The organism is Dactylosporangium sp. NPDC049742 (assembly GCF_040674675.1).
GTDB lineage: Bacteria > Actinomycetota > Actinomycetes > Mycobacteriales > Micromonosporaceae > Dactylosporangium > Dactylosporangium maewongense.
On record NZ_JBFANF010000074.1, the window covers coordinates 25,483 to 39,775 of the forward strand.

Sequence of the window (14,293 nt, forward strand, 5' to 3'; positions counted from 1 at the left end):
TGGTGCCCCCGGCAGGATTCGAACCTGCGACACACGGTTTAGGAAACCGTTGCTCTATCCCCTGAGCTACGAGGGCGCGGAGCACAGTGTACCGACGCCCCCGCTGACCTGCGTCGCCATATCCCACCCCGGCGTGACCTGGCTTCGTTCGGGCTGGTGGGAGCGCGGGCCGATCACACGATCGGCGTTTGCGATGGGCGGCGTCCGTCCGGTATGCCCGGTTGGTTCGCCGTGACCCGAGCTGGTTCGCTTCGCCGATCACTCGTCGAGTTGGTGCGTGGTCGCTGGAGCCAGAATATAAGTCCGGCTTATACTGCTGGTATGTGGGAGGTCAGGGCCGCATCCCGAGGTCGAGGAATGGTTCCTGGAACTGTGTCGCACCGACGTGGTGACAGCAGACCTCGTGGCGGAGGCGATCGACGTTCTGGCCGAGCAGGGGCCGGCACTCGGCAGGCCGTTGGTTGACCGGCTGAAAGGCAGCCTGTACCAGAACATGAAGGAGCTGCGGCCAGGCTCTGCCGGCCGCTCCGAGGTTCGGATGGTCTTCGCGTTCGATCCTGCACGTGAGGCGATCTTCCTGGTGGCAGGAGACAAGTCCGGACGGTGGGAGACGTGGTACCGCACAGCGATCCCGCTCGCGGACTCTCGGTACGCCGACCATCTCGCAGCGCTGAAAAGAGGAGGGTCAGTCATGACCGAAGCTTCGAACTGGCGGGACGTCAGGGCCAAGGCTCGTGCCGCCGACCCGACCTGGGACAGCACCGAGCGAGTCACCCGGCGTCGGGAGATGCGGGAGCAGATGCTGGCATCGGTCAGCGGCGCTCAACTGGCTGACATCCGCAAGCAGCTCGGCATGACGCAGGTCCAACTGGCCGAAGCGACCGGACTGACGCAGGCGCGCATCAGCCAGATCGAGAACGGCGACGCGGTCGGCCTGGAGACGCTGAGGGCTTATGTGGTCGGGCTCGGCGGCCAACTCGATATTGTCGCCCGTATCGGCAACATCCAGCTCAACGTGGCCTGACTGGGCGGTCTTCCAACTGGCAGTAGCCGATGCACTTGGCGGCCGACGAACCCCGTGCGCTAGCACCTGCTCGCCGCCTCATCGTTAATCCGTCGGCTGCTGCCCGGGTGGCAGAAGGCGACGATCCCGTAGCCGAGGACATCTGCGAGCTGGACGGAGTTGGCGCGCGAAGGAAGGAGAACTCATGACCGAGTTCCACGACTGGAAGGATATTCGCGCCGACCTCGACGACGGATACAGCGAAGCGTTGGCCGCGGAACGGGCACGGACCGAAGCGTGGATCAGCGCTGTCGAATTCCTCGACGAGCTGCCCGCCGAACGAAATCAGTCTGTTGCGCAAGCTGCCGCCTCCGTGCGAGCCGAAGGGCTCGCGATCAGCTCGAACACCGAAGCGATCATGGAGCGCTGGGCTCGCGGTGAACTCAGTACGACCCAAATGCGAGAACTGGTTCGGCAGCTCCATACCTCATGACCGTCGACCCGTACAGCGACCCGGCCTCCGGGGTGCTCCGCAATCGGTTCGGTATCACCGACCCGGACCGACCTGACCGCAGCGGCGCTGGCGGACCTCGGCACCCGGATCCTGCCCGGCGGCTACGATCTCATCCACCTGCGCCTGTTCCACGCAGAGATCTTCGGTGATCTGTACCCGTGGGCGGGTGAGATTCGAACTGTGGGCATCGCCAAGAGCGATCCCTTCTGCCTGCCGCAGATGCTGGCCTGAGGAGGCGGCGCTCAACTGATTGACATTCGCCAGCGGCTCGGCGTGACGCGAGCAGACGGTTGATGCCGTTTCACCCGTGGGCGAGTCCTATTGTTGCCGCGCCTGAGCGCTCACCGAGCCAGGCGGTGCCGGAAGGCGTTCTTCGGAGTGGTGTGGGTGCGGTACAGCGGGCTGCATGGCGTGGCGGCCAGCCATGCCTCCAGGTCGTCGAGCTCCCGTCCCCTGCAGCGTTCGGCGAGGAACGTGAACTCGGTCATGATCCCGACGACGCTGCGGTTGGCGGTCGGGGCGATCCGTCGGCTGCTCATATGTTCGACCTCGGCAGTGACCAGCTCGTTGTCAGCGCCGTACGCAGCCATGATCGCGGCGATGCGGTTGGCGGCACGGGACAGCGCGGTGGCGGCGGGTGCGAGCGGCAGCAGGACCGGCAGCAGGGTCGGCTCGTTGACCAGCAGTAACACATCCGGTCGCCATGCGAACCGAGTGGCGTACCACTCACCGAGCGCGGTGGTCGACTGCTCGCCCGCGTGCAGGTCTGGCGGGCCTATTCGGTCGCGGAGCTTCTTGGTCGCGCGCACGATCATCACGGCGAAATCATGGCAGTGGCGTGGCGACGTCCGTCGCCGAGTACTCGTTGAGCGCCGATCAAACGTACGTACTGTCAACCGAAGTGGATACACGGAGGCTGCTGTGACCAGGAAGCTCATCGACATCGACCTGGACGCGCTGGTGGAGGCAACAGCGCTGCTCGGGACGAAGACGCCGAAGGACACCATCAACACCGCGCTCCGTGCGGTTGCTGCCGTCCACTGTCGTGCCAAGGCGCTGGACGAGCTGACCGAGATCGCCGCCACCGGCGCGTTCGATCACCTGCTTGACAAGGGGAACTATCGGCCGTGAGCGCAGTCCGGTTCCTTGCCGACACGAGTGCCGTCGAGCGTCTGCTGCGCAACCGCGGGTGCAGGAGCTGTGGCAACCGCAGCTGCGGGCCGGCGTCAGGTCGTGGCGGCGACCGCTGAACTGTCCGACCTGTCGCTGCTGCACTACGACCACGACTTTGAAACGATCGCGCGGACGACTCAGCAACCAACCACCTGGCTGGCGGCTCCCGGCGCGATCGACTGACCCGGACATCGGCTTCCACGCGTGTGGTTACGTGATGGGGCATGGCACTTGCTCGTCCGCGATGTGGGCGGCGTGGAGCAAGGCGCGCCCGCTGCCGGTAGCAACCTCGCCCAGCTCCACGGTGGGATCGATCGGGTCGAAGGTGGCTTCCTCCGCCCACCGCGTCGTGGTCTCGTCGGCGCCGATCGGCACAGGGGCGCAAGCAGCATGCGGTTCCGAGGTCATCGGTAGCTTCTCTCGATCAGGTTTGGGCCTGCTCAACTGGCTGTGCTGACGTACAGGCCGGCGCGTTCCAGGCGGTCCAGCAGGCTCGGCTTGCGGGCGTGCTCCTGGCACAACTGATGGATCCGGGCCCGGAACGTCTTGCGTTGGCCGTCGCGCTCGCTGAGTGCCTTCAGGTCGGCCAGCAATGTGACTGCGGCGTCGTACTCCTTGGGTTTCTTGGTCGCGATCAGGTCCGCAACTCGCTGCCACGCGCGTTCCGGGTCGGCCGCCAGCTCGTCAAGACGCTGCTCGCGGGCCGCTGCGGCCGCTGCTTCCCGGCGTGCCTGTTCGGCCGCCTTGCGCTCCTGTTTCTGCCGCTCCCGTGCTGCCCAGCGGGTCTCCGCGCCGGCCAGCAACTCGCCCACCGTACGGCCGCCGCCTGCAGTCTCGATGGCCGCGCCACCGCCGTACCGGCGCAGCAACTCGGCCTGGAGGCGCGCGCCGTCGCCGCGCAGCAGCCGCACGATGGCCTCGTCCTTGTCGGCGGCCGGCAGGTGCTTCACCCATTTGGCGAGCGCCGCTTTGGAGGGCGCCTTCGTGGTCAGCGGCGCGCTGGCCTGGGCGGCTGTTTCGAGCAGGTCCTCGTCCAGGCGGAGGAAGCTGGTGAGGCTGCGCAGCGGACCCGACAGTTGCGTCAAGCCGGGCGGGACCGGGGGCTCCAGTGCATCCTCGTCCAGCTCCTCGTTCTGCACACACAACAGCCACGCCAGGTAGAGCAGGCGGGTGTCGCCGGCGGCCAGTTCCGCCCGGACGGGGACGATTGCCGCGAGAGCAGCCTCCTCCTCCCACCACTCCTCGTCGCCGTCCTCGTCCTCGCTGTGCAGGTCGAGGATCACGTGCTCGTTCGTGACGAACGACGAAGCGGAGTCACCCACGCAGTACGTCGCCGCGAGCGCCGGATCCAGCAGCGATGCCGGCAGCCGTAGCGCGATCCGGCGGGTGCCCCAGTTCGCCAGGTACAGATGCGCGTCGAAGTACCGCCGCATCCAGTCCCGGGGATCGGCCTTCAGGTCGCCCCACTCATAGGTGTTGACGAAGCTCGACGCGCTGATCCGGCCACGGGTCGACACCGCACGCAGCTCGTTCTGCTCCGCGGCGGTCAGCGGCCGGTCGATCGCCACGAACTCGTAGTACTGGTACTCGCTCACGGGTCACCCACCCCAGTGCCGGTAGGCCGCGATCCACTCCGACCCGTCCGGCGGCGGATCCGGCAGCGGGAGGTCAAGGATCGCGATCGCCTGCCGCTCCCGACCCCGGTGGCAGATCGCCACGATCCGCTGACCCCTCAGGTCCACCTTCCGGACCGTGACCTCGACGCCGAGGACCTGTGTGGTGAACGGCAGGGCGAGGTTGTCTTCGATCATGGTGTACAGGCCGGTCAGCTGCTCGTCCTCGTTGTAGCAGTCGACGGTCGCGTCCTCGACCAACGCATCGAGTTCTTTCCGGCTCAGCGAACCCACCGCCGGAGGATAGCGGAGACCATCGGTAGCGGTGATGAAGAGCGTGCGACGATCCTGCCATGGGCGCCGACGCGACGGTGGAGAGCGAGCTTGCCCGGCTGCGCCGTGAACTGGAGCGGTTGCGCGCGGAGAACGTCCGCCTGTCGCGTCTGCTCCACGATCCCGGGTACCAGATGATGTGCACCTTCTGAGCTGACCGCCGGACCGTCAGGCCCGCGCCGCGACGGTCTCGGCGAAGCGCACGGAGAGGCTGCGCTGCAGCAGGGGCGTCAGGGCTCCACGGCGAAGCTGGTGCGGGTCCACGCGCCGTCGAGCCGCGGGTCCGTCAGCAGCGGGAGCACCACGGGCGTCATCCGCACCGTCGCCGCGTCGGTGACGTGCCGCATGAACGCCGTGCCGGCGAGGTGGTCGAGCGCCCAGTACCGCCGGTCGGCGTCGGAGCTCCACAGCTCGGCGCCCTCGGGCCAGCCGGCCTCGGCGAGGATCCGCTCGACGTGGATCTCTGGTCTGCTCACCGAGCCACCCTGTCGAGCGAAGATGTCGGGGAAGGCGGTCAACGGGCGGGGTGGGGTGGGGCCTCTGTCTGGTGAGGCCTACCGAAGGAGACGAAGCGTGGTGACCCTGCAGCCGTCCGAGGTGCACGTCGTGGGGTTCGAGGCGTTCGTCGCGGCCCGTGGGGCGGCGCTCGTGCGGTTCGCGGTGCTGCTGACGGGGGACGACCATCGGGCCGAGGACCTGGTGCAGGAGGCGCTGGCGAAGGCGTACCTGCGGTGGGGGCGGATCCGGCGGGCCGACGATCCCGAGGTGTACGTGCGGCGGCTGGTCCTCAACGGGTCGCGGTCGTGGTGGCGGCGCAGGGCCAACCGGGAGGTGCCGGTCGAGCGGGCGCCCGACGCGGCCGCGGCCGGGGACCTGAGCGGGGAGAGCGCGGACCGGGACGAGCTGTGGCGGCTGGTGGCGGCGTTGCCGTTCAAGCAGCGGGCGGTGGTGGTCCTGCGGTACTACGAGGATCTCGACGACGCGGCGATCGCGCGGGTGCTCGAGTGCTCGCAGACGACGGTCCGGACCCATGCCATGCGCGCGCTGAACAGGCTGCGCGGGCGACTTGGCGGAAGCGAGAGCGGAAGCGAGAGCGGGAGCGAGGCGGAGGCATGAGCGGCATCGAGGACAAGCTGGTGCGGAGCCTTGCGGCTCGGGCCGGGGCCACGCAGGTCGAGGCCGGGGAGCTGGCGCGCCTGGCGGTGCGGCGGGCGGGCCGGATGCGGGCGCGCCGGAGGGTGGCGGGTGTGGCCGCGGCGGTGGTGCTGATCGTGGGGGCGGCGGTGGGCGTACAGGCGATGCTGCCGCAACGCAAGGACACGACGCTGCCGGTGGCGCTGGGGGTGCCGTCGGCACTGAGCCGGCCGGAGGGGATCGGTGCGGACCCGGCGCTGCTGCACCTGGACCTGGACCTGAAGGCGTTCGACGACGTGGGGGTGGTCGACTGGGTCTCCGGGGAGGACCGGGAGTCGGTGACCGTGTACGGGCAGGACCACGAGCTGGTCGCCGCGGTGTACGTGGCGCCGACGGTGGTGGACCTGAAGCGGGGGCTCCGGCCGCTGAGCTCGGCGGCCGTCGACGTCACGGTCGGCGGGCGGCCGGGCAGGGCGGACACGTTCGACCCGGGGAACGGGCAGCGCTTCACCGACCTGCGGTGGGAGCCGGTCGACGGGATCTTCGTGGCGGTGTGGGCGCGGGACCTGGCGGCGGCGCAGCGGGTGTACGGCGCGGTGCGGCTGGACCGGGTGCAGCGGTGCGTGACGCCGATGCGGCTGTCGGAGCTGCCGGCCGGAGCGCGGTGGGTCGAGTGCCAGACGGCGACCAAGGTGACGCAGGAGCGTTCGGCCGGGGAGTGGGCCTGGTCGGGGCTGGTCGTCGCGCAGGCGGACGTCGAGCGGGTGCGGCTGTGGGCGGCGGAGCCCGCGGCGGCGGACGGTGCGCGGTTCGCGCCGGACCGGGTCGTGGCCGGCAGGTCCGCGCAGTGGCTCACCGACGGGATGCGCGGGCTGTGGGTTCCCGGGTTCGGGCCGGTCAGCCTGTACGTGCTGGAGGCGACCGCGTTCCACGCCGACCTGCTCAGCGAGGATGAGGCGGCCTGGTACGTCGAGCATCTGCAGGTGTACGACGATCTGACCAACCCCGACGCGTGGCCCACGTCAGCGACGCGCTGAGCGACGAGGACGGCGCGTCAGGCGACGAGGACGGCGAGCGCCAGCAGGCAGTGCGCGGCGATGCCGAGCCGCACGCTGTCGAACCGGACGGTCACCGCCGTCAGGACGAGGTGCATGACGAGGATGTAGGGGAACAGGCCGGAGAGCGCGAACGGCAGGGCCGACAGCAGTCCCGACGCGAGGATCGCCGGCGTGCCGTGCAGCGGCGTCCGCGGCAGCAGGTACGCCCGGAAGAACAGCTCCTGCGGCGCGGCCGCCACCAGGAGCAGCAGCGGCAGCACGGCCGGTCGGTGGTCCGTGCCGAGCAGCATGGCCAGCCCGAGCGCGATGGCGAACAGGCTCGGCAGCAGCAGCAGGTACAGCCGCGGAGGAAGCCTGCGGTGCAGCGACAGCGTGCCGATCGTCATGGATGTGACGCTACGAACGGCGGACGGCCGGATACAGCCCGCTGTCTACCGTGTCAGGGGTAGGGCCAGCCATACCCCTTTTTCGAGAGCATGTCGGATCGGGCCTGGCCCGTTCGAGGTACCGGCGAGGACACCCGTTGATTGGAGTGGAACATGCGCTATCTCGTGCTGCTGAAGGGGACGACCCCCGGCACCCCGCCTCCGCCTGAGCTGATGGCCGCGATCATGCAACTCGGCGAGGACGCCACCGCCGCCGGGGCGCTGCTGGACACCGCGGGCCTCGCGCCCAGCGTCAACAGCGCCCGGGTCACGGTCACCGGCGGCGCGCTCGACGTGGTCGACGGGCCGTTCGCGGAGACGAAGGAGATGATCAGTTACGCGCTGTACCAGGTGCGCACGAAGGCCGAGGCGACGGAGTGGACCAGCCGGTTCATGAAGCTGCACCGCGACCTGTGGCCCGGCTGGGAGGGCGAGGCCGAGGTGCACCAGGTGTTCAGTCCAGCAGGCTGACGTCGAACGCCGGGAACTCCTCGGGCGGCGGCGCCTCCACGGTGAGCCGGGTCCCGGCGTGGTCGAACGACAGCCGCCACGCGTGCAGGTGCGTCCGCCCGGTGGCGGCCTTGTCGAACAGCGGGTCGCCGACGATCGGGTGGCCGATCCACGCGAGGTGCACCCGGATCTGGTGGCGCCGGCCCGTCAACGGGTCGGCGACCACCAGGGCGCGCTGCTCGTCCTGCCACGGCACGCGCAGCTCCGTCACCGACGGATAGGTCGGGACCTGGTCGTACACCGCCTCGGCCGGCACCGACCAGACGCCACCGGACAGCGTGATCGCCTCCCGGGGCGCCGCGATCCGCACCCGGTTCTTCCGCCCGACGCTCAGCGGCAGGTCGATCGTGCCGGTCGCGGGGAGCCCGCCGGGCGCCACGACCGCCAGGTACGACTTCCGCACGGTCCGCTTGTTGAACTGTCGCGTCAGCGCCCCGTGCCCGGCGAGGTCCTTGGCGAACAGGATCACGCCGGAGGTGACCTTGTCGATGCGGTGCGCCGGGAACAGCGTCTCGCCGGCGTCGGCGGCCATCCTGACCAGGTCGGACTCGTGCCGCTCGCCCATCACGGACACCCCGGCCGGCTTGTCCAGCACCAGCACCGCGTCGTCCTCGAAGAGCACGCGCTTCCGGTAGTCCGTCCACATCGCCCTAACATACGGTGGTGGAGGAGTACCGCCGCGAGCTGGAGGTCCACTGCTACCGGATGCTGGGCTCGCTGCACGAGGCCGAGGACCTGGTGCAGGAGACGTATCTGAAGGCGTGGCGGGCCCGCGACACCTTCGACGGGCGCTCGTCGGAGCGCACGTGGCTCTACCGGATCGCCACCAACGCCTGCCTGGACGCGCTGAAGGGCCGTCCGCGGCGCGCGCTGCCGGTCGACCTCGCCCCCGGTGAGGCCGAGCACTGGCTGGAGCCCGTCCCCGACGCGGTCCTGGAGCACCGGGGCCCGGAGGGTGCCCTGCTGGCGAAGGAGCGCGTGGAGCTGGCGTTCCTCGCCGCGCTGCAGCACCTGCCGCCGCGGCAGCGGGCCGTGCTCATCCTCCGCGACGTGCTCGACTGGTCGGCCGCGGAGACCGCGACGCTGCTGGAGATGACCGTCCCCGCGGTCAACAGCGCCCTGCAGCGGGCGAAGGCCCGCGTGCCCGCCCCCGCCGAGCCGGCCACCCCCGCCGACCACGAGGTGGCCCGCCGCTACGCCGAGGCGTTCCAGCGCGCCGACATCCCCGCCATGGTGCGCCTCCTGGCCGACGACGTCAGGGCCTCCATGCCGCCGTTGCGCATCTGGTACCAGGGAAGCCCGGCCGTCGAGCAGGCCCTGCGGGCGAGTCGCCCCGCCCTCGGCGAGATCCACGTCCGCTGCACCACCGCCAACCACCGCCCCGCCGTCGTCGCCCACATCCGCCCGCCCGGCGAGCCCGCCTGGCAACCCTTCGGCGTCTCCGTCCTGCACGTGTCCGGCGGGCGCATCACGGAGATGGTCGCCTTCCACGACCCGGCGATCGTCGCCCTCTTCGACCAGCGTTCGCCGTAGGGACCGCCGACGGTCGACCGGTGGTGGGGAAAGCCCTACCGTGGATCGGCGGGCTGGCACCGGTGTCGAAAATGCGCGCCGCGGGCACGGTTGAGGTATGCAGTGGGCCTACGTCGTGATCTTCGTGTTGCTGGTGGGCGACTGTCTCCTGCCGTTCCTGCCGGCGGAGACGAGCGTCATCGCGGGAGGTGCGCTGGCGGCGGGTGGGCAGCTCAGGCTGCCGGTGGTGCTGATCGCGACGGTGGCGGCGGTCGCGGCCGGGGATCTGCTGACCCATGAGGCGGCGCGGCGGGGCGGGCGCAGACTGTTCGGCAGGTGGACGGGCCGGGGGCGGCCGCGGCGGGTCCTCGCCAAGGTGAGCGGGGCGTTGCAGCGGCGCGGCGGCGCGATCGTGGCGACGGGCCGGTTCGTGCCGATGGGGCGCACCGCGGTGGCGCTCGCGACCGGTTACGCGCGGTTCCCGCGTCGCAGGTTCGTGCCCGCGCTGCTGGTCGGTGCGGTGCTGTGGAGCTGCTACATGGTGTCGCTCGGATACCTCGGGGGAAGGGTGTTCGACCAGCCGTACACGGCGGCCGGGGTGGGCAGCGCGGTGTCCATCGCAGTGACGGCGGTGTTTGCCGTCGCGCGGATCCGGGCACCCCAGCAGGTGCGAGACGGATCGAAGGGAAGGATCAGCGATGAGCTTCGCGGACAAGGTCGAGCACAAGGCTGAAGAGCTCAAGGGCGCCGCCAAGGAGAAGTTCGGCGACGCGACGGACAACGAGCGGCTGCAGGCCGAAGGCGCCGCCGAACGGGCCGCCGCCAAGGCGAAGCAGGCCGGTGACCATGTCAAGGACGCCGGCGCGGACGTGAAGGACGCCTTCACGCACCGGACGAGCTGAGCGCACCGGGCGAGCCGGGACTGACACTTTTCGGGGCCACCCCTGCACCATGGGGGTGGCCCCGAAGGCTGCTCAGGACGAGGAAGCGGACAGTCCCGTGCAGATCAGCATGACCAGCCCGACGATCAGGTCGTTCGCGGTGGGGCCGCTCCACCCGTACTGCAGCACGAGCGGCGCCAGCAGCAGCCAGCCGGCGAGTCCGGCGGTGACCCAGGTGAGCGCGGGAGTGGGGCGCAGCAGCCGGACCATGGTGACGATCGCGACGGCGATACCGACGACGGCGTCGCTCCAGAAGACGTCGTAGCGGGCGGCGCCGATGTAGCCGATCGGCACCGCGGACACCACCAGCCAGACGGCGGCCAGGAACACCACGGCGAGGAACGGGGCCGGCGACGACTCCCGGCGCTCCTCGCGCTCCTGGAAGTCGGCGGTGGCCCGGACGTGCGCGGGGGTTGTGAAGTCCTGGTCGGAGATGAAGCTGGTCATCGCCTGAGACTCGTCGGGCCCAGGATGACCCGGGATCACCTCGCCGGAGTGCTCTCGTTCCAGGAGCGGTCCAGCGCCGTCACGCAGTACTTGGCGGCGGCGTCCGGGACGGTCAGCGAGCCGTCCCCGCCGCGGCGCACCGCCAGCAGCTTCGCCGAGGAGCCCTTCACCTGGTACACGGCCGAGTTGACGCCCTTGCCCTTCCAGGTGAGCGTGGTGCCGGACGTCGAGACGGAGGGCGGCGCGGGCACGTCGGCGGGCAGCTGCGCCATGACCGGCGGCAGCGCCGGCGTGGAGTAGAAGCTGGCGGCGTAGCGGGAGACCGCGCCGAGGGTGTCGCTGCGCATGCTCTTGGCGCTGAAGTGGACGCTGCCGGTGACCTGCGGATACTTCCGGTTCAGGGCGAGCTGGCGGTCGAGCTCGCCGGGGTCGGACCAGGCGCCGGACTGCCCGACGCGGTAGTCGGCCTGGCCGATCCACAGCTGCACGTCGGTGTCCTTGACGACGCCGGCCCACCAGGGCAGCAGCTTCGCGTAGTCCGCGACGTCGAACCCGATGTTCCAGTACAGCTGCGGGACGATGTAGTCGAGCCACTCCCGCTGCACCCACAGCCGCGTGTCGGCGTAGATCTCGTCGTAGGACTGCAGCCCGCGGGTCGGGGAACCGGCCGGGTCGGTCCGGTCGTTGCGCCAGATGCCGAACGGGCTGATGCCGAACTTCACCCACGGCTTCAGCTTGCGGATCTTGTCGTGCATCTCCTGGACGAGCTTGTTGACGTTGTCCCGCCGCCAGTCCGCACGGCTGAGGCCGTTGCCGTACTGCGCGTAGGCGGCGGCGTCCGGGTAGTCCTGCTTGCCGACCGGGTACTGGTAGAAGAAGTCGTCGAAGTGGACCCCGTCGACGTCGTACTTCTTGACGGCCTCCATCATCGAGTCCTCGACGAACTCGCGCGCGGCCGGGATGCCCGGGTTGAAGTGCAGGCGGCTGCCCGTGGTGCCGGCCGCCGGGTAGACGACCGCCCACTCCGGGTGCTTGCGCAGCGGGTGGTCCGGCGCGAGCGCGCCGATGTCGGACCCGGCGCCGCCCGGGGCCGGCTGGCTGCCCCGGTACGGGTTGAACCAGGCGTGGAACTCCAGCCCGCGGGCGTGCGTCTCGTCGATCATCCAGCGCATCAGGTCGAAGCCGGGTGCCTTCCCCCGTACCCCCGTGATCCACTCCGACCAGGGTGCGTAGGCGGACTGCCACAGCGCGTCGCCGCTGGGCCGTACATGGACGAACACCGCGTTCAGGTTGCGCTTGCCGGCGAGGTCGAGCCAGCCCAGGTACTCCGACTTGATCTGCTCGTCGGGCAGCCCCGGCCGGCTCGGCCAGTCGATGTTCTCGACCGTGGTGATCCAGATGCCGCGCAGCTCCCGGGGCGCGTTCAGCGGCACCCCGTCGCACCGCAGGTCGGTGCGCGGCCGGGACCGGTCGGCGCGCTCACCGCCGCGACCGTCGGGCGCGGCGCTGGAGGACGTCGAGCTCACCCACACCGCCCTGACGGCGCCCACCCCGGCGACCACCGCCAGGACGATGCCGATCACGACCGGCAGCACAGGGGGGCGGCGGGGGAGGCTGTGACGCACGTCGACCAGTCTGCCGGGTGCCGAAGCCCCCATTGCAAGCGATTCAGGAACTTCTGGACGAAGAGGGGAGGGACTGCTCCTCCAGTTCCGCCATGAGCCGCGCGGTCGCCTGCTCGACCGCGGCGTCGACGAGCCGGCGCTCCGCGACGATCGTGTCGAGGCCGTCGCCGGCCACCTCCTGCGCCGCGTCGGCGACCTTGAGCTGCTGCTCGTGGCGTTTCGTGGCGGTCAGCTCGCGGCGGCGGGCGTCGCGGGCCTCGGTCCGCTCGTACGCGTTGCCGTGCGAGACCAGCTTGAGCCACACCGCCGCGCAGTCCAGGCAGACCAGCAGCGCCGCGACGCCGAGGTAGAAGAACCCGAACCCCCAGAAGTCGCTCTTGACCAGGTGCCACATGGCGGTCGTCCGGGCGCCGAAGCCCGCGCCGGCCTCCACGGACCGCCGGTTGTCGGCGCGCTGCTCGGTGATCTGCCCGTTGAGCGCGGCGACCTGCTTCGCCCGGTCGAGGCGGGCGCTCTCCTGGGTCTTCTGCAGCGCGGCCGCCTCGTCGTCCAGGCGGGTCGCCTCGGCGGTCAGCGCCCTGGACTGCCGCACGAGCGTGTCGCAGAACCCGCCGGGCGGGCAGCCGGCCCGCTGGGTGACGCCGTCGGCGCGGGAATCGGCGAGGGCACGGTCGTACACCTCGGCGGCCTCGGTCCGCTTCGTCGCGGCGAGCTGGTGCAGGTCGGCCACGGCCTTGTCGTCGGCGGCGTCCTGCCGGCGCAGCGCGTCGACCTGCCCGGCGAACGTGGCGATCGCGCCCGACTGCTCCAGCTGGATCAGCTGGCGGTTGTGCACGGTGCCGAGGTACGCGTCGATCTCGCCCTTGTACCTGGCGAGCATGAGCGGCTCGGTGATGACGACGGCGAACAGCAGGGCGAGCAGCAGCCGGCCCGCGTACAGGCCGAACGTGCCGCGCCGCAGCAGATGCTTCGGGTCGGGGGAGTCGAGGTTGTCGTAGCTGACCGCGACCCGCCCGACGACGGCCCGGTCGTAGGCGATCACGGCGGCCGCGACCGGCGGGCCGACCAGCCACTGCCACCACGGGTGCGTGTAGTTCGCGGTGGCGTCGACGAAGGTCGCGGCGCCCACGATCGCGTACACGCCGTACAGCAGGATGAACACCGCGATCGAGCGGTACAGCGCGCGGTCGGTGTGGGTCCGCACGCTGGCGGGGTTCACGTTGGCGACCCGGAGGAGCAGCGAACGGTCGGCCATGCGCCTGACGGTACGCGAGCATTAGTCGCGTTTAAGGGGCATTTCCTGATTCAGCTCTTTCACCAGGATCCGGCACAGCTCCGGTTCGCGCACCTCCCGCTCGTCCTTGAACACCACGTAGTAGGTGTCGACGAGCCCGTGCGGCCACTCGGCGAACCCGAGCCGCAGGTACAGCCGCTCGGCGTCGGCGTTGTCCAGCCCGATGCCCAGCGCCAGCTGCGCGTGCCCCCGCTCGCGCACGACCTGCTCGGCGGCGCGCACCAGCGCGGTCCCGATCCGCCGGTTGCGCAGCCGCTCGACGACCCGCAGCCGGTTGAGCAGCGGCACGCCCGGCAGATGCTTGCGCAGCTCGGCCTCTTCGGCGTCCTCGAACCACACGTAGACGCAGCCCACGACCTCGTCGTGCAGCCACGCCACCAGGAGGACGCCGTTGTCCTCTGTCTGTCGTGCCATGCGCTCGGCGAAGAACGAGGCATCGCCGAACGCGGCGACCACGAGGTCGAGCTCACGCCCGATCGCGGGCCTGACCTCCAGATGATCTGACAACACTCAGCAATAGTGCCTTCCCGTGCGACCACGGTCGATGCTCACCGGGGTCGGGGCGGGGCGGCGATCCACCACCCCGACCCCGGCGCCCGCATCGCCGGGCCGTCCCCTCCACCGGTCCGACACCGCGGGTCACGGATGTGACGGCGACGTTTCTGACGTCAGCCTAAACTTCAGTTTCGACTGAAGCAACGTATCGATCAC

General features: G+C 70.4%; 22 protein-coding genes and 1 tRNA gene. 11 read left to right on the forward strand and 12 right to left on the reverse strand.

Features of this window, described 5'->3' with window-relative positions; translation table 11 throughout:
- A tRNA-Arg gene (locus tag AB0J72_RS50175) sits at positions 1-76 on the reverse strand.
- A gap of 327 nt (positions 77-403) precedes the next feature.
- On the opposite strand from AB0J72_RS50175, the gene AB0J72_RS50180 reads away from it, so the two are divergent.
- Positions 404-1,024: a type II toxin-antitoxin system RelE/ParE family toxin gene (locus AB0J72_RS50180; protein WP_363413395.1), complete on the forward strand. Its 621-nt coding sequence runs from the start codon at positions 404-406 to the stop codon at positions 1,022-1,024.
- A 184-nt stretch (positions 1,025-1,208) separates the two neighbouring features.
- Positions 1,209-1,496 carry an antitoxin VbhA family protein gene (locus tag AB0J72_RS50185; RefSeq protein WP_363413398.1) on the forward strand — a complete coding sequence of 96 codons (288 nt, stop codon included), beginning with the start codon at positions 1,209-1,211 and terminating at the stop codon, positions 1,494-1,496.
- A 362-nt stretch (positions 1,497-1,858) separates the two neighbouring features.
- On the opposite strand, the gene AB0J72_RS50190 is transcribed toward AB0J72_RS50185, so the two are convergent.
- Positions 1,859-2,335 carry a hypothetical protein gene (locus AB0J72_RS50190; RefSeq protein WP_363413401.1) on the reverse strand — a complete coding sequence of 159 codons (477 nt, stop codon included), beginning with the start codon at positions 2,333-2,335 and terminating at the stop codon, positions 1,859-1,861.
- A gap of 103 nt (positions 2,336-2,438) precedes the next feature.
- Between AB0J72_RS50190 and AB0J72_RS50195 the strand changes: the two genes are divergently transcribed.
- Entirely contained in the window at positions 2,439-2,648 is a 210-nt protein-coding gene (locus AB0J72_RS50195) for a DUF2191 domain-containing protein (RefSeq protein ID WP_360559875.1), read from the forward strand.
- 102 nt (positions 2,649-2,750) lie between these two features.
- Positions 2,751-2,873, forward strand: coding sequence for a hypothetical protein (locus AB0J72_RS50200; protein ID WP_363413404.1), 123 nt, complete (start codon positions 2,751-2,753; stop codon positions 2,871-2,873).
- 27 nt (positions 2,874-2,900) lie between these two features.
- On the opposite strand, the gene AB0J72_RS50205 is transcribed toward AB0J72_RS50200, so the two are convergent.
- From AB0J72_RS50205 to AB0J72_RS50215, 3 genes are read right to left on the reverse strand one after another with little or no spacing between them, the layout of a single operon-like run.
- Positions 2,901-3,098 (reverse strand): hypothetical protein, encoded by a 198-nt coding sequence (locus AB0J72_RS50205; RefSeq protein ID WP_363413407.1) that lies wholly within the window; start codon positions 3,096-3,098, stop codon positions 2,901-2,903.
- Between the two features lie 32 nt (positions 3,099-3,130).
- Positions 3,131-4,285, reverse strand: a complete 1,155-nt coding sequence (locus tag AB0J72_RS50210; RefSeq protein ID WP_363413410.1) for a hypothetical protein — start codon at positions 4,283-4,285, stop codon at positions 3,131-3,133.
- A 3-nt stretch (positions 4,286-4,288) separates the two neighbouring features.
- Entirely contained in the window at positions 4,289-4,597 is a 309-nt protein-coding gene (locus AB0J72_RS50215) for a calcium-binding protein (RefSeq protein ID WP_363413413.1), read from the reverse strand.
- 59 nt (positions 4,598-4,656) lie between these two features.
- On the opposite strand from AB0J72_RS50215, the gene AB0J72_RS50220 reads away from it, so the two are divergent.
- Complete coding sequence (locus AB0J72_RS50220; RefSeq protein WP_363413416.1) at positions 4,657-4,788, forward strand: hypothetical protein; 132 nt, start codon at positions 4,657-4,659, stop codon at positions 4,786-4,788.
- A gap of 78 nt (positions 4,789-4,866) precedes the next feature.
- Here AB0J72_RS50220 and AB0J72_RS50225 read toward each other — a convergent pair whose 3' ends face one another.
- On the reverse strand, positions 4,867-5,112 hold the full coding sequence (locus AB0J72_RS50225) for a hypothetical protein (RefSeq protein ID WP_363413419.1): 246 nt from the start codon (positions 5,110-5,112) through the stop codon (positions 4,867-4,869).
- 130 nt (positions 5,113-5,242) lie between these two features.
- On the opposite strand from AB0J72_RS50225, the gene AB0J72_RS50230 reads away from it, so the two are divergent.
- Together AB0J72_RS50230 and AB0J72_RS50235 are read left to right on the forward strand one after the other, a co-directional pair.
- Positions 5,243-5,752 carry a SigE family RNA polymerase sigma factor gene (locus AB0J72_RS50230; protein ID WP_363413492.1) on the forward strand — a complete coding sequence of 170 codons (510 nt, stop codon included), beginning with the start codon at positions 5,243-5,245 and terminating at the stop codon, positions 5,750-5,752.
- Entirely contained in the window at positions 5,749-6,807 is a 1,059-nt protein-coding gene (locus AB0J72_RS50235) for a hypothetical protein (RefSeq protein ID WP_363413422.1), read from the forward strand. Before AB0J72_RS50230 ends, AB0J72_RS50235 begins: the two co-directional genes overlap by 4 nt.
- A 17-nt stretch (positions 6,808-6,824) precedes the next feature.
- Here AB0J72_RS50235 and AB0J72_RS50240 read toward each other — a convergent pair whose 3' ends face one another.
- On the reverse strand, positions 6,825-7,214 hold the full coding sequence (locus AB0J72_RS50240; RefSeq protein WP_363413425.1) for a CPBP family glutamic-type intramembrane protease: 390 nt from the start codon (positions 7,212-7,214) through the stop codon (positions 6,825-6,827).
- A 153-nt stretch (positions 7,215-7,367) separates the two neighbouring features.
- Between AB0J72_RS50240 and AB0J72_RS50245 the strand changes: the two genes are divergently transcribed.
- Positions 7,368-7,724, forward strand: a complete 357-nt coding sequence (locus AB0J72_RS50245; RefSeq protein ID WP_344501422.1) for a YciI family protein — start codon at positions 7,368-7,370, stop codon at positions 7,722-7,724.
- Here AB0J72_RS50245 and AB0J72_RS50250 read toward each other — a convergent pair.
- Positions 7,708-8,409 (reverse strand): RluA family pseudouridine synthase, encoded by a 702-nt coding sequence (locus AB0J72_RS50250; protein WP_363413428.1) that lies wholly within the window; start codon positions 8,407-8,409, stop codon positions 7,708-7,710. The genes AB0J72_RS50245 and AB0J72_RS50250 overlap by 17 nt on opposite strands.
- Positions 8,410-8,426: 17 nt before the next feature.
- Between AB0J72_RS50250 and AB0J72_RS50255 the strand changes: the two genes are divergently transcribed.
- The 3 genes from AB0J72_RS50255 to AB0J72_RS50265 all read left to right on the forward strand — a co-directional run bounded on the left by AB0J72_RS50255 (position 8,427) and on the right by AB0J72_RS50265 (position 10,177).
- Positions 8,427-9,296, forward strand: a complete 870-nt coding sequence (locus AB0J72_RS50255) for an RNA polymerase subunit sigma-70 (protein ID WP_363413431.1) — start codon at positions 8,427-8,429, stop codon at positions 9,294-9,296.
- Between the two features lie 97 nt (positions 9,297-9,393).
- Positions 9,394-10,008, forward strand: coding sequence for a VTT domain-containing protein (locus AB0J72_RS50260; RefSeq protein ID WP_363413434.1), 615 nt, complete (start codon positions 9,394-9,396; stop codon positions 10,006-10,008).
- A complete protein-coding gene (locus tag AB0J72_RS50265; RefSeq protein WP_363413436.1) occupies positions 9,974-10,177 on the forward strand; it encodes a CsbD family protein in 204 nt (67 codons plus the stop codon). Before AB0J72_RS50260 ends, AB0J72_RS50265 begins: the two co-directional genes overlap by 35 nt.
- Before the next feature lie 72 nt (positions 10,178-10,249).
- On the opposite strand, the gene AB0J72_RS50270 is transcribed toward AB0J72_RS50265, so the two are convergent.
- From AB0J72_RS50270 to AB0J72_RS50285, 4 genes are read right to left on the reverse strand one after another with little or no spacing between them, the layout of a single operon-like run.
- Entirely contained in the window at positions 10,250-10,663 is a 414-nt protein-coding gene (locus AB0J72_RS50270) for a hypothetical protein (protein WP_363413439.1), read from the reverse strand.
- A gap of 35 nt (positions 10,664-10,698) precedes the next feature.
- Complete coding sequence (locus tag AB0J72_RS50275; protein ID WP_363413442.1) at positions 10,699-12,288, reverse strand: family 10 glycosylhydrolase; 1,590 nt, start codon at positions 12,286-12,288, stop codon at positions 10,699-10,701.
- A 43-nt stretch (positions 12,289-12,331) separates the two neighbouring features.
- Positions 12,332-13,543 carry a DUF4407 domain-containing protein gene (locus tag AB0J72_RS50280; RefSeq protein WP_363413445.1) on the reverse strand — a complete coding sequence of 404 codons (1,212 nt, stop codon included), beginning with the start codon at positions 13,541-13,543 and terminating at the stop codon, positions 12,332-12,334.
- 21 nt (positions 13,544-13,564) lie between these two features.
- A complete protein-coding gene (locus tag AB0J72_RS50285) occupies positions 13,565-14,092 on the reverse strand; it encodes a GNAT family N-acetyltransferase (protein WP_363413448.1) in 528 nt (175 codons plus the stop codon).
- Positions 14,093-14,293 lie beyond the last annotated feature (201 nt).

Excerpts from the sequence above, each read along its gene's own strand:
- AB0J72_RS50240 (WP_363413425.1), bottom strand. The coding sequence starts at position 7,214 with ATGACGATCGGCACGCTGTCGCTGCACCGCAGGCTTCCTCCGCGGCTG.
- AB0J72_RS50235 (WP_363413422.1), top strand. The coding sequence starts at position 5,749 with ATGAGCGGCATCGAGGACAAGCTGGTGCGGAGCCTTGCGGCTCGGGCC.
- AB0J72_RS50205 (WP_363413407.1), bottom strand. The coding sequence starts at position 3,098 with ATGACCTCGGAACCGCATGCTGCTTGCGCCCCTGTGCCGATCGGCGCC.
- AB0J72_RS50265 (WP_363413436.1), top strand. The coding sequence starts at position 9,974 with ATGAGCTTCGCGGACAAGGTCGAGCACAAGGCTGAAGAGCTCAAGGGC.
- AB0J72_RS50270 (WP_363413439.1), bottom strand. The coding sequence starts at position 10,663 with ATGACCAGCTTCATCTCCGACCAGGACTTCACAACCCCCGCGCACGTC.
- AB0J72_RS50280 (WP_363413445.1), bottom strand. The coding sequence starts at position 13,543 with ATGGCCGACCGTTCGCTGCTCCTCCGGGTCGCCAACGTGAACCCCGCC.
- AB0J72_RS50220 (WP_363413416.1), top strand. The coding sequence starts at position 4,657 with ATGGGCGCCGACGCGACGGTGGAGAGCGAGCTTGCCCGGCTGCGCCGT.
- AB0J72_RS50245 (WP_344501422.1), top strand. The coding sequence starts at position 7,368 with ATGCGCTATCTCGTGCTGCTGAAGGGGACGACCCCCGGCACCCCGCCT.
- AB0J72_RS50185 (WP_363413398.1), top strand. The coding sequence starts at position 1,209 with ATGACCGAGTTCCACGACTGGAAGGATATTCGCGCCGACCTCGACGAC.
- AB0J72_RS50250 (WP_363413428.1), bottom strand. The coding sequence starts at position 8,409 with ATGTGGACGGACTACCGGAAGCGCGTGCTCTTCGAGGACGACGCGGTG.
- AB0J72_RS50260 (WP_363413434.1), top strand. The coding sequence starts at position 9,394 with ATGCAGTGGGCCTACGTCGTGATCTTCGTGTTGCTGGTGGGCGACTGT.